Raw genomic sequence first — 12729 nt, forward strand, 5'->3', positions numbered from 1 at the left:
GAAAAGGGACAGCCGGCGAAGCCGTCATTGTCCCACGCCCGCGCGGGCTGCGACGTTATCACGCAACGCCGGTTCGCCTGCGCTCGCTAAACTCGGCGCAACGCATAGGCTCGCCATGACACCCGTCGACACTCTCTTCCGCCCGGACCTGCTCGCCCGCTACGACGCACACGGCCCGCGCTACACGTCCTACCCCACCGCCGTCCAGTTCACGGATTCGTTCGATCCCGCGCACTACTTCGAAGCAGCCGCAACCGGCGGCGCATCGGCGGATTTGTCGCTGTACTTCCACATTCCGTTCTGCGACACCGTCTGCTTCTACTGCGGATGCAACAAGGTCGCGACGAAGAATCGCGCGCACGGCCGGCCGTATCTGGATCGCATGAAGGGCGAGCTGGCGATGCAGGCCGCCTGCTTCGACACCGCCCGTCCCGTCACGCAGCTTCACTGGGGCGGCGGCACGCCAACGTTCCTGTCCCACGACGAAATGGCCGAACTGATGGCCGAGACTGCCGCGCATTTCAGTCTCGTCGCGGACGAGCACGCCGAATATTCGATCGAAGTCGATCCGCGCGAGGCATCGCCGCAGACCATCGCGCTGTTGCGGCAACTCGGTTTCAACCGGCTGAGTCTCGGCGTGCAGGACTTCGACGAGCGCGTGCAGCAGGCCGTCAACCGCATCCAGCCCCGCGCGATGACCGAAGACGTGATGCGCGCGGCGCGTGACAACGGCTTCCGGTCGGTGAGCGTCGATCTGATCTACGGCTTGCCGCATCAGAGCGTCGAGAGCTTTACGCACACGCTCGATGCGATCATCGCGCTCGCGCCGGATCGCGTGTCCGTGTTCGGCTACGCGCACATGCCGTCGCTCTTCAAGATGCAGCGTCAGATCGACGAAAGCGCGCTGCCGTCGCCCAACGTGCGGCTCGCGATCCTCAGGCGCGTGATCGAGCGCATGAGCGACGCGGGCTACGTGTACATCGGCATGGATCACTTCGCGCTGCCCGGCGACGAACTCGCGCGCGCGTACGAAGCCAGCACGCTCCAGCGCAATTTCCAGGGTTACAGCACGCACGCCGACTGCGATCTGATCGGCATCGGGGCGTCGTCGATCGGCAAGGTCGGCAATGTCTATGCGCAGAACGCCCGCGATCTGCCCGGCTACGCCGCCGCCATCGACGCCGGCCAGTTCGCGATCAGGCGCGGCGTGCGGCTTTCCGCCGACGACCTCCTGCGCCGCGACGTCATCATGCGGCTGATGTGCGGCGGCACGCTGCGCTTCGCGGACATGGAAGCAGCGCACGGCATCGCGTTCTCGGACACTTTCGCCCATGAACTCGCGCGCCTCGCGCCGATGGCCGACGACGGCCTCATCGACATCACCGGCAACGCCATTCGCGTGCTCCCGGCCGGACGGATGCTCGTGCGCAACGTCGCATCGGTGTTCGACCGCTATCTGGGACAAGCGGGCGTCGCGACGCTCAAGCGCTTCTCGCGCACCATCTGAAGCCACAAATACGTGACGGCCTTTGCATCATTACGGCGTTGCACGCGTATTTATTACTGCGCTGGCTTAGAATGACAGCCACCTTCGGCGCCCGGCCGCAGCCCTGGCTGACGACCGCGCCCGCCCTTATACCGCCGATGCGCCGCTCGAAGCGCCGCACCGGACGCCGTCCGGCATGCGTGAAGCGAAGCCTGCCGCCGGCAAGCTACTGCCCGACGCCATGCCAACCACTTCGCCGCAGTTCGCCCCGCTTGCCCTCCTCGCCGCCAACCTGAAATGCGGCCGCACGACCAGCCGCGCGCTGATCGAAACGGCGCTCGAACGTATCGCCGATCCAAACGGCCAGGGCTCGACCGTATTCACGCACGTCGATGCCGACCACGCCCGAGCCGCCGCCGACGCCCATGATGCGCTGCGCCGCGCCGGCACCGTGCTGTCGCCGTTCGCGGGCATCCCGGTGTCGGTGAAGGACCTGTTCGATATCGAAGGCCAGGTGACGCGCGCCGGATCGCGCGTGCTGGCCAACGCCGCGCCCGCGAAAGCCGATGCCGTCGCCGTCGCGCGGCTGCGGCGGGCCGGCGCGGTGATCGTCGGGCGCACCAACATGAGCGAATTCGCGTTCTCGGGGCTCGGCCTGAATCCGCACTACGGCACGCCGCGCTCGCCGTATCGCGCCGACGTGCCGGGCGATGCGCGGATCGCGGGCGGATCGTCGTCGGGCGCGGCGGCATCGGTAGCCGATGGCATGGCGGCCGTCGCGCTCGGCACCGATACCGGCGGCTCCATCCGTATTCCGGCGGCGCTCTGCGGGCTGACCGGCTTCAAGCCGACCGCGAGCCGCATCCCGAAGCAGGGCGGCATTCCCCTTTCGAAGACGCTGGATTCGTTCGGGCCGATCGGCGTGTCGGTCGCGTGCTGCGCGCTCGTCGATCGCATTCTCGCGGGCCGCGAGCCGGATGTCCCCGCCACGCGCCCGCTCGACGGCGTGCGCCTCGGCGTGTTGACTCATTACGTGACGGACGGCGTTGAAGAGCCGGTCGCGCAGGCGGTGCAGGCGGCCATCAATCATCTGGCGGCCGCGGGCGCGCTCGTCGAAGACGTCCGCTTCGCCCCGCTCGACCGCCTGCCGGAATTGAACCGCTTCGGCCTCGTGTCGATCGAAGCGTATGCATGGCATCGCAAGCTGATTGCCGAGCACGCCGCCGAATACGACCCGCGCGTGCTCGCCCGTCTGATGCGCGGGGAAACGGCGAGCGCCGCCGATTACATCGAACTCTGCGAGGCGCGCGCCGCGATGATCGAAGCCGCGCGCACGACCCTCTGGCAGCGCTTCGACGCCATCGTCTGCCCGACCGTGCCGGTGCTGCCGCCGCGCATCGCGGAGCTGGAGGGCGACGACGAGCTTTTCAACCGGACCAACGCGCTGATCCTGCGCAACCCGACCGCCTTCAATTTTCTCGATGCATGCGCGCTGTCGCTGCCGTGCCATCCGCGTGGCGGCGCGCCGGTCGGTCTGATGCTCGCCGGCGCGCCCAACAACGACGACACGTTGCTGTCGATCGGCCGCGCGGTCGAAGCCGTGCTGGAAACGACGCGCTGAACGCGCCGTCCCGTCTCACCCGCGCCCTCGGGCGATCGCGCTAGAATTCCTGCGCGAATCCCCGAGGCTTAGGGCACTTTTTTCTCGAATCGTTGCTTAATAATGAACAACCATCTCCATCACTTCACGATGCACGAGGATGACCGCGTCCTGCGACGCGAGCGCCGGCTTCTGACGCTGCTCGGCTTCGTGTGCCTCGGGCTCGTCGGCGGTGCGCTGTATCTGCAGTTCTTCCACGGCGAAGACCCCTGCCCGCTTTGCATCATCCAGCGGTACTTCTTCGTGCTCGTCGCGGTGTTCGCGTTTCTCGGAGCCGGCCTGAACGGCTGGCGCGGCATTGCGGTGCTCGAAACGCTGGTTGCGCTGTCGGCGCTCGGCGGCATCGCCACGGCGGTGCGGCACGTCTACGTACAGGCCCATCCGGGCTTCAGTTGTGGCTACGATGCACTGCAGCCCGTTGTCGACGGCCTGCCGCCCGCGCGCTGGCTGCCGCAAGTGTTCAAGGTCGCCGGGCTGTGCGAAACGCCTTATCCGCCCATCCTCGGACTGACGCTGCCGCAATGGTCGCTCGTCGCGTTCGCCGTCATCTTCGTGCTCGTGGCCGCGAGCCTGCTTTCCAAACGCAAGCTGCGCGCCGCCACCCGCTGATTCGCCCGCTTCCTGCGCGGGCCATCCGGCGCCCGCGCACACCGCTTCCCCCGCTTTTCGCTTCCCCGCATCAGCGCTTCCGCATAACCTAGATACCGTCCCACTAATATTTTTGGGATATTGCGGTGCTATGGTCGAGGCTGGATGGCGATCTACGTGCGCGCAGTCCGTTTGGCCGGTGCATGACCGGCAACGGAAACCGCGTAACGCGCGCCCGGTCCGCAATGTCCCTGCTCGCCCATGACAACGCAAACCATCCGCTTCTTCTGGCGCGGCGCCGTCCGCGAAATCGCCGACGCGCCGTCCACCCGCACGGTGCTTCAGCGTCTGCGCGAAACCGAGCTATGCACCGGCACGAAGGAAGGCTGCGCCGAAGGCGATTGCGGCGCGTGCACGGTCGTCGTCGGCGAACTGAGCGAGACCGGCGAACTCGCGCTCAAGGCCGTCAACGCGTGCATCCAGTTCCTGCCGACGCTCGATTCCCGCGCGCTGTTCACCGTCGAGGACCTGCGCAACGCCGATGGCGCGCTGCATCCGGTGCAGCAGGCGCTCGTCGATTGCCACGGTTCGCAGTGCGGCTTCTGCACGCCGGGCTTCGTGATGTCGCTGTGGGCGCTGTATCACGCGCATCCCGCCGATGCCGGCCCGCCTTCGCGCGATGAAATCGCCACCGCCATTTCGGGGAATCTGTGCCGCTGCACCGGCTATCGGCCGATCGTGGATGCCGCCGAGCGCATGTTCGAGCCTTCGCGCCCGCCGTTCGATCGCGAGGCGGTCAGAACCGCGCTGGCCGACTTGCGCCGCACGCAAACCTTCGAATACCGGTCAGGCTCCAGCACGTATCGAGCGCCCGTCACGCGCGCCGAATTCGCGCGCTTGCGGGCGGAGAATCCGGACGCGCGGCTGCTCGCGGGCAGCACCGACATTGGCCTGTGGGTCACGAAGCAGTTCCGCGATCTGGGCGACATCCTGTTCATCGGCAATGTCGACGAACTGAAGCGCATCGAGCGCGACGCGCAGCATCTGACGATCGGCGCGGCGGCATCGCTCGAAGACGCGTACGGGGCGCTTGCCGTCGATTACCCCGAACTCGCGGAACTGTGGACGCGCTTCGCATCGCGGCCGATCCGCAACGCCGGCACGCTCGGCGGAAACGTCGCCAACGGCTCCCCGATCGGCGATTCGATGCCCGCGCTCATCGCGCTGAACGCCGAAGTCGTCCTTCAACACGGCGACGCGACGCGCACGCTGCCGCTCGATGCGTTCTACCTCGCCTATCAGAAGACCGCGCTCGCGGCGGGCGAATTCGTCGCGGCGATCCGCGTGCCGCGCCCGGCCGCCAACTTGCGATTCCGCACCTACAAGGTATCGAAGCGCTACGACCAGGACATTTCCGCCGTCTGCGCGGCGTTCGCAATCCGCCTCGATGACGCAGCGCGCGTGACGGACGCACGCATCGCGTTCGGCGGCATGGCGGCGACGCCGAAGCGAGCGGCGAGCACGGAAGCCGCGCTGATCGGCCAGGACTGGACCGAAGCGAGCGTGCGCGCCGCGATGAGCGCGCTCGACAGCGATTTCCAGCCGCTTACCGACATGCGCGCATCGAGCGCGTATCGCGCGAAAGTGGCGCGCAACGTGCTGTTGCGCTTCTATCTGGAGACGCGTGCCGACGCGCCGCTGGCGCTCGCTGAAATCAACGCGTTCGCTTACGGCGCGCACGCATCGGCCGCCGAGGAGCAGCCATGAACAAGGTGAGCGAGCCCGTCGGACTGGACGCCGCCGCGCAACAGGCCGCTGGCGCGGCGCTGCCGCACGAATCGGCGGCGCTGCACGTGAGCGGCGAAGCCATCTATACCGACGACATCCCCGAGTTGCGCGGCACGCTGCACGCGGCGCTCGGGCTGTCGCGGCACGCACATGCGCGCATCGTTTCGCTCGATCTCGACGCCGTGCGCGCCGCGCCGGGCGTGATCGCGGTGCTGACCGCCGCCGACATTCCCGGCGAGAACAACTGCGGCCCGGTGCTCCACGACGACCCGATCTTCGCCGCCGGCGAAGTGCAGTATCTCGGCCAGCCGGTGTTCGCGGTCATCGCCGAGACGCACGATCTGGCGCGCCGCGCCGCCGCGCTCGCCCGCAGCGAGGACGTCGTGCGGTACGAGCCGCTAGAGCCCGTGCTGACGCCGCGCGAAGCCAAGGCGCGCAAGCAGTTCGTGCTGCCGCCGCTGCATCTGAAGCGCGGCGATCCCGAAGCCCGCATCGCGGCGGCGAAGCATCGCATCGCCGGGGAATTCGAAGTCGGCGGACAGGAGCAGTTCTATCTCGAAGGACAAGTCGCCTACGCGGTGCCGAAGGAATCGCACGGCATGCTCGTCTACAGCTCGACGCAGCATCCGAGCGAGATGCAGCAAGTCGTCGCGCACATGCTCGACTGGCCGTCGCACGCGGTCGTGTGCGAGTGCCGGCGCATGGGCGGCGGCTTCGGCGGCAAGGAGTCGCAATCGGCGGTGTTCGCGTGCGTGGCGTCGCTGGCGGCGCATCTCTTGAAGCGCCCCGTCAAGCTGCGCGCCGATCGCGACGACGACTTCATGATCACCGGCAAGCGCCACGACGCGGTCTACGAATACGAAGCGGGCTTCGACGACGACGGGCGCATCACCGGCGCGCGCGTCGAAATCGCGCTGCGGGCGGGCTACTCGGCGGACCTGTCGGGCGCGGTCGCGACACGTGCGGTCTGTCACTTCGACAACGCGTACTACCTGAGCGATGTCGATATCCGCGCCTACTGCTGCAAGACGAACACGCAGTCGAACACGGCGTTTCGCGGCTTCGGCGGTCCGCAAGGCGCGCTCGTGATGGAAGTGATGCTCGACGAGATCGCGCATCGCCTGAAGCGCGATCCGCTCGACGTGCGGCGCGCGAATTTCTACGGCATCGGCGAGCGCGACGTCACGCCGTACGGCCAGCCCGTCGCCGATAACGTGCTCGCCCCGCTGACCGATGCGCTGATCGCATCGAGCGATTACGCCGCGCGTCGCGCAGCGATTGCCGCGTTCAATGCGACGAGCGCCGTGCTCAAGCGGGGCATCGCGTTCACGCCGGTGAAGTTCGGCATCTCGTTCAACGTGCCGTTCCTGAACCAGGCGGGCGCGCTCGTGCACGTCTACAAGGACGGCTCCGTGCTCGTGAATCACGGCGGCACGGAAATGGGTCAGGGCTTGAACACGAAAGTGGCGCAGGTCGTCGCGAGCGTGTTCGGCATCGGGATTGCGCGGGTGCGCGTGACGGCCACCGATACGTCGAAGGTCGCCAATACATCCGCGACGGCGGCATCGACCGGCAGCGATCTCAACGGCAAGGCCGCCGAAGACGCCGCGCTCGCGATCCGCTCGCGGCTCGCCGAACTCGCCGCGAAGCATCTCGGCGGCGCGGCGGCGGACGTGCGCTTCGGCGGCGGCGTGGTCGAATCCAACGGCGGACAGATGCCGTTCGATCAGCTCGTCGCGGCCGCTTATCTCGCCCGCGTGCAACTGTGGTCGGACGGCTTCTACGCGACGCCGAAGGTTCACTGGGACGCGCAGACGCTCACCGGCCATCCGTTCTACTACTTCGCGTATGGCGCGGCGGTGTCGGAAGTCGTCGTCGATAGGCTCACCGGCGAATGGAAGCTCCTGCGCGCCGACCTGCTGCACGACGCGGGCCGCTCGATCAATCCGGCCATCGATATCGGGCAAGTGGAAGGCGGCTTCATTCAGGGCATGGGCTGGCTCACGACCGAGGAACTATGGTGGAACCGCGATGGCCGGCTGATGACGCACGCGCCGTCCACGTACAAGATTCCCGCCGTCAACGATACCCCCGCCGCGTTCAACGTCGCGCTGTACCGCAACGACAACGCCGAACCGACGATCTTCCGCTCGAAGGCGGTCGGCGAGCCGCCGCTGCTGCTCGCGTTTTCGGTGCTGCTCGCGATCCGCGCCGCGATTGCGGCCACGGCGCCTAACGCGCCAGACGCGCCGAAGCTGCGCGCGCCCGCGACGCCGGAAGCGATTCTGGACGCGCTCGATGCGCCCGGCTTCGAAGCGCAGGCGAGCGCCCGGTAAACTAGCGCCTGCGACGACGCAAACACGATCCTTTCCCGGAGCTCCATCGATGCAAGTTTGGCTGACCGACCTGCAACACCTGCTCGCACACGGCGACGCCGCCGTGCTCGTGACGGTCGCGCGTGTCGAAGGCTCCGCGCCTCGCGAGCCGGGCACGAAGATGATCGTCACGCGCGAGGACGCCCGCTACACCATCGGCGGCGGCCATCTCGAATGGAAAGCGATCGAAACCGCGCGGCAAGTGCTGAAGGACGGCATGCACATGCAGCGCATGCGCCGGCTCGAGCGTTTCGCGCTCGGCCCGAGCCTCGGCCAGTGCTGCGGCGGCGCGGTCGTGCTCGCGTTCGAGCGGCTCGACGTATCGGACCTGAACTGGGTGACGTCGCTTGCGAAACGCACGGCGCAAGGTCTGTCGACCGTGCGCAGCGTTTCATTCGCGCCGATGCCCGACGCGGTAATGCTGTCCGATCCCGAGCCGGGCGCTGAAGACACGGACTGCCTGTTGTGGGACGGCGCGGGTTTCGATGAAAGCGGTGCATTGCTCACCGAAACCATCGCGCCGCGCGACTTCAAGGTGGTGCTGTTCGGTGCGGGCCACGTGGGCGCGGCGCTCGTGCGCGTGCTCGCGACGCTGCCGTGCCACGTCGTCTGGGTCGATGAACGCGACGCCGCTTTTCCGGCTGCGCCGTTCGTTCCCGCCAACGTGACGATCGAGCCGAACGACGCGCCCGACGAAGCCGTCGACAACGCGCCGCCCGGCACGTATTTCATCGTGATGACGCACAACCATGCGGTCGATCTCGTGCTCGCCGAGCGTATCCTCGCGCGCGGCGACTTCGCGTTCTTCGGCATGATCGGCTCGCACACGAAACGCAGGCAGTTCGAGCACCGGCTGGCGGCGCGCGGCATCGACCCCGCGCGCATCGGACGGATGGTGTGTCCGATCGGCATCGACGGCATTGTCGATAAAGCGCCCGAAGTGATCGCCGTTGCAGCGGCAGCCCAGCTGCTGCAGGCGGTCGAAGCCAATATGGCGCATGCGTCGTCGCAACAAACCGTTTAACTGCCCCAACCACAAAGCCCCCATGAATCCCACACTCGCCGACAAGATCGCGCACGCGCCGAAGGCGGAACTGCATATCCATATCGAGGGATCGCTCGAGCCCGAGTTGATCTTCGAACTGGCGAAGCGCAACAACGTGAAGCTCGCGTACGACTCCATCGAAGCCCTGCGCGCCGCCTACGCATTCACCGACCTGCAGTCGTTCCTCGATATCTACTACGCGGGCGCGAGCGTGCTGCTCACCGAGCAGGACTTCTACGACATGACGATGGCCTACGTCGAGCGCGCGCTCGAGGACCACGTCGCGCACACGGAAATCTTCTTCGATCCGCAGACGCACACCGAGCGCGGCGTGTCCATCGCAACGGCCGTCGCGGGCATCGAAGGCGCGCTCGCCGAAGCCGAAACGCGCGGCCTCAGTTCGCGCCTGATTCTGTGCTTTCTGCGCCATCTTTCCGAAGAAGACGCGCTCGCCACGTTCGACGAAGCGCTGCCGCTCTTCGACAAGTACGCGCACCGGCTGATCGGCGTCGGGCTGGATTCGTCGGAGCGCGGGCATCCGCCGTCTAAGTTCGAGCGCGTGTTCGCGAAGGCGCGCGAACGCGGCCTGAAGCTCGTCGCGCATGCGGGCGAGGAAGGCCCGCCGTCGTATGTCTACGAAGCGCTGGATCTGCTGAAGGTCGATCGCGTCGATCACGGCGTGCGCAGCATCGAGGATGCGCAGCTCGTCGCGCGTCTCGCCGACGAACGCATCGCGCTCACCGTTTGCCCGCTGTCGAACCTCAAGCTCTGCGTGTTCGACGACATGACGAAGCACACGCTGAAAGACCTGCTCGATCAGGGCGTTCGCGTGATGATCAATTCCGACGATCCGGCCTACTTCGGCGGCTACGTCAACGCGAACTACTTCGCCATCGTGGATGCGCTCAAGCTCTCGGATAAAGAGGTCTACACGCTTTTGCGCAACAGCCTGGAAGCATCGTTCGTCAGCGCCGAGGAACGCGACGGCATGATCGCGCGCCTCGACGCGCACTGGAAGCAATAACCGCATCAACCTGCACTACATAGAAACAAGATGGATACCACAGTCACCACACAACGCGACACCACCGCGCTCGAGCGCTTTTTCGGCATCCGCGCGGCGGGATCGCGCACGAAGACGGAAGTCGTCGCGGGCATTACGACCTTTCTGACGGCGATGTACATCATCGTCGTCAATCCCGGCATTCTTTCGCAGGCCGGCGTGCCGTTTCCCGCCGCACTGACGGCCACCGTCATCGTCAGTTTTCTCGGCAGTTGCGCGATGGGCCTCTATGCGCGCAATCCGGTGCTCGTCGCGCCCGGCATGGGCATGAACGCGCTCTTTGCATTCGTAATGGTCCACGGCGGCAAGATGCCGTGGCAGACCGCGCTCGGCTGCGTGTTCTGGGCCGGCGTGATCTTCGCGATCCTCGCGCTCTTCAACGCGCGCAAGCTCGTCGTCGATGCGATTCCCGCGAACCTGCGGCATGCGGTGTCCTGCGGCATCGGCCTCTTCATCAGCCTGATCGGGCTGGTGAATGCGAAGTTCGTCGTCGGCGATCCGGTCACCGTCGTGCATTCGGCATCGCTCAATCCGGTCGTCATCACGTTCCTGATCGGCCTCGCCGTCACGACGATTCTCGTCGCGCGCAAGGTCACCGGCGCGCTGATGCTCGGCATCGTGTTCACGACGATCATCGCGATTCCGATCGGCCGCGTCTGGGGCGACGGCACCGCGTACTGGCCCGCCGCTATCGCCACGAAAACGCTCGTCAACTGGAACGGCCTCTTCTCCGCGCCGGACTTCTCCGGCATCGGGCAGCTGGACCTGTTCGGCGCGCTGAAGGTCGTCTATTGGCCTTTCATCTTCGTGATGCTGTTCACGTCCTTCTTCGATGCGCTCTCCACCTTCATGGCCATTTCGGAGGCGGGAAGGCTCTACGACGAGAACGGCAATCCGCGCAACATCCGTCAGTCGATGACGGTCGACGCCTTCTCCGCGCTCATCTCCGCGCCGCTCGGCACGAGTCCGGCGAACGCGTACATCGAATCGGCGGCGGGCATTTCCGCGGGCGGGCGAACGGGGCTCGTCGCGGTCGTCGCCGGCCTGTGCTTCCTGCCGTTCCTGTTTCTTTCGCCGCTGCTGTCGCTGGTTCCGGCGATCGCGACCGCGCCCGCGCTGGTGCTCGTCGGCGTGTTCATGATGGAAGCGATCACGAAGATCGAATGGCATCGCTTCGATGAAGCCATTCCCGCCTTCCTCGCGATGATCCTGATCCCGCTCACGTACTCGATCACGGACGGCGTGGCCTACGGCTTCATCGCGTTCGTCGTGCTGAAGGCGGCCACGGGACGCGCGAGGGAAATCAAGCCGGCGATGTGGGTCATCGCGGCATTCTCGATTGTGCTGCTTTCGCAGTTGTAGACATCATTAGAAACCGGAGACGTTGCACCATGACTCAGACCGCCTACCGCGCCCAGTTGCTGACCTTTCGCGATGACCCCGCGCATGCCGCCGACGGCGCGGTGTACGAGGCCGATGGCCTTTTGATCGTCGAGGACGGTAAGGTAAGCGCGGCCGGCGCGTATGCTTCGCTGCGCGACACGCTCAGGCCGGACGCGACGGTCCACACGATGCGTGACAAGCTGATCGTGCCGGGCTTCATCGACTCGCACATCCACTATCCGCAGACGGACATGATCGCGTCGCCGGCATCGGGCTTGTTGCCGTGGCTCAACACGTACACGTTTCCGGTCGAACGCGGCTTCGAGAACGCGACGATCGCGCGGGAAACGGCGAGCTTTTTCCTCGATGAACTGCTCGCCTGCGGCACGACGACCGCGTTCGTCTACTGCACGGTGCACAAGCAATCCGCCGATGCGTTTTTCGCCGAAAGCGAATCACGCAATCTGCGCATGGTCGCGGGCAAGGTGCTGATGGATCGCAACTGCCCCGAATTTCTGCGCGACACGGCGCAATCCGGCTACGACGACAGCGCCGAACTGATCGCGCGCTGGCACGGACGCGGACGCCAGCATTACGCGCTGACGCCGCGCTTCGCGCCGACATCGACGGAGGCGCAGCTCGAAGCGTGCGGCGCGCTCGCGCAGAAGCACAACGACGTGTTCATCCAGAGCCACGTCGCCGAAAACACCGACGAGATCAAGTGGGTCGAGAGCCTCTTTCCGGGGCATCGCAGCTATCTCGACATCTACGACCATTACAACCTTCTGCGGCGGCGCGCGGTGTACGGCCATTGCATCCATCTCGACGACCGCGACCGCCAGCGCATGGCTGAAACCGGCGCGGTGGCGTCGCATTGCCCGACGTCCAACCTCTTTCTCGGCAGCGGCTTGTTCGACTTCGAGAAGGCGGGCGCGGCGAACATGCCGGTTGCGCTGGCGACGGACGTCGGCGGCGGCACGTCGTTCTCGATGCTGCAAACGATGAACGAAGCGCACAAGGTCGCGCGCCTGACGGGCCATCATCTGACCGCGACGCGCATGTTCTGGCTCGCGACGACGGGCGCGGCGCGCGTGCTCGATCTCGACGACAAGATCGGCACGCTCGCGGCGGGCAGCGAAGCGGATTTCGTCGTGCTGGACCCGAACGCGACGCCGCTGCTCGCGCGCCGCACGTCGCGCACGGAATCGCTGGAAGAGCTTCTGTTCGCGTTCGCGCTGCTCGGCGACGACCGTGCGGTGTTCGAAACCTACGCGGCCGGCAAGCGCGTGCATGCGCGCGATGCGCGCAAGACGGCGAAGCTGGAACTGGCGGCCTGAGCGG

General features: G+C 66.5%; 9 protein-coding genes. All 9 read left to right on the forward strand.

Annotation, left to right across the window (positions count from 1 at the left end; all coding sequences use genetic code 11):
- Positions 1-115 precede the first annotated feature (115 nt).
- The 9 genes from hemN to guaD all read left to right on the forward strand — a co-directional run bounded on the left by hemN (position 116) and on the right by guaD (position 12725).
- On the forward strand, positions 116-1507 hold the full coding sequence (gene hemN / locus AB6804_RS03090; RefSeq protein ID WP_370885174.1) for an oxygen-independent coproporphyrinogen III oxidase: 1392 nt from the start codon (positions 116-118) through the stop codon (positions 1505-1507).
- Positions 1508-1727: 220 nt separating this feature from the next.
- Positions 1728-3107, forward strand: a complete 1380-nt coding sequence (locus tag AB6804_RS03095) for an amidase (protein WP_370885175.1) — start codon at positions 1728-1730, stop codon at positions 3105-3107.
- A gap of 129 nt (positions 3108-3236) precedes the next feature.
- A complete protein-coding gene (locus AB6804_RS03100) occupies positions 3237-3755 on the forward strand; it encodes a disulfide bond formation protein B (protein ID WP_035961127.1) in 519 nt (172 codons plus the stop codon).
- A 240-nt stretch (positions 3756-3995) separates the two neighbouring features.
- Positions 3996-5501, forward strand: a complete 1506-nt coding sequence (gene xdhA, locus AB6804_RS03105) for a xanthine dehydrogenase small subunit (protein WP_370885176.1) — start codon at positions 3996-3998, stop codon at positions 5499-5501.
- Positions 5498-7858 carry a xanthine dehydrogenase molybdopterin binding subunit gene (xdhB, locus tag AB6804_RS03110; RefSeq protein WP_370885177.1) on the forward strand — a complete coding sequence of 787 codons (2361 nt, stop codon included), beginning with the start codon at positions 5498-5500 and terminating at the stop codon, positions 7856-7858. Before xdhA ends, xdhB begins: the two co-directional genes overlap by 4 nt.
- Before the next feature lie 49 nt (positions 7859-7907).
- A complete protein-coding gene (gene xdhC, locus AB6804_RS03115) occupies positions 7908-8921 on the forward strand; it encodes a xanthine dehydrogenase accessory protein XdhC (protein WP_244793158.1) in 1014 nt (337 codons plus the stop codon).
- A gap of 22 nt (positions 8922-8943) precedes the next feature.
- Positions 8944-9966, forward strand: a complete 1023-nt coding sequence (locus AB6804_RS03120) for an adenosine deaminase (protein ID WP_370885178.1) — start codon at positions 8944-8946, stop codon at positions 9964-9966.
- Positions 9967-9996: 30 nt separating this feature from the next.
- Positions 9997-11367: an NCS2 family permease gene (locus AB6804_RS03125; RefSeq protein ID WP_370885179.1), complete on the forward strand. Its 1371-nt coding sequence runs from the start codon at positions 9997-9999 to the stop codon at positions 11365-11367.
- 29 nt (positions 11368-11396) lie between these two features.
- Entirely contained in the window at positions 11397-12725 is a 1329-nt protein-coding gene (gene guaD / locus AB6804_RS03130; protein WP_370885180.1) for a guanine deaminase, read from the forward strand.
- Positions 12726-12729: the final 4 nt, after the last annotated feature.

Source organism: Caballeronia sp. RCC_10 (assembly GCF_041360715.1).
GTDB classification, from domain to species: Bacteria; Pseudomonadota; Gammaproteobacteria; order Burkholderiales; family Burkholderiaceae; genus Caballeronia; species Caballeronia grimmiae.

Excerpts from the sequence above, each read along its gene's own strand:
- hemN (WP_370885174.1), top strand. The coding sequence starts at position 116 with ATGACACCCGTCGACACTCTCTTCCGCCCGGACCTGCTCGCCCGCTAC.
- AB6804_RS03095 (WP_370885175.1), top strand. The coding sequence starts at position 1,728 with ATGCCAACCACTTCGCCGCAGTTCGCCCCGCTTGCCCTCCTCGCCGCC.
- AB6804_RS03100 (WP_035961127.1), top strand. The coding sequence starts at position 3,237 with ATGCACGAGGATGACCGCGTCCTGCGACGCGAGCGCCGGCTTCTGACG.
- xdhA (WP_370885176.1), top strand. The coding sequence starts at position 3,996 with ATGACAACGCAAACCATCCGCTTCTTCTGGCGCGGCGCCGTCCGCGAA.
- xdhB (WP_370885177.1), top strand. The coding sequence starts at position 5,498 with ATGAACAAGGTGAGCGAGCCCGTCGGACTGGACGCCGCCGCGCAACAG.
- xdhC (WP_244793158.1), top strand. The coding sequence starts at position 7,908 with ATGCAAGTTTGGCTGACCGACCTGCAACACCTGCTCGCACACGGCGAC.
- AB6804_RS03120 (WP_370885178.1), top strand. The coding sequence starts at position 8,944 with ATGAATCCCACACTCGCCGACAAGATCGCGCACGCGCCGAAGGCGGAA.
- AB6804_RS03125 (WP_370885179.1), top strand. The coding sequence starts at position 9,997 with ATGGATACCACAGTCACCACACAACGCGACACCACCGCGCTCGAGCGC.
- guaD (WP_370885180.1), top strand. The coding sequence starts at position 11,397 with ATGACTCAGACCGCCTACCGCGCCCAGTTGCTGACCTTTCGCGATGAC.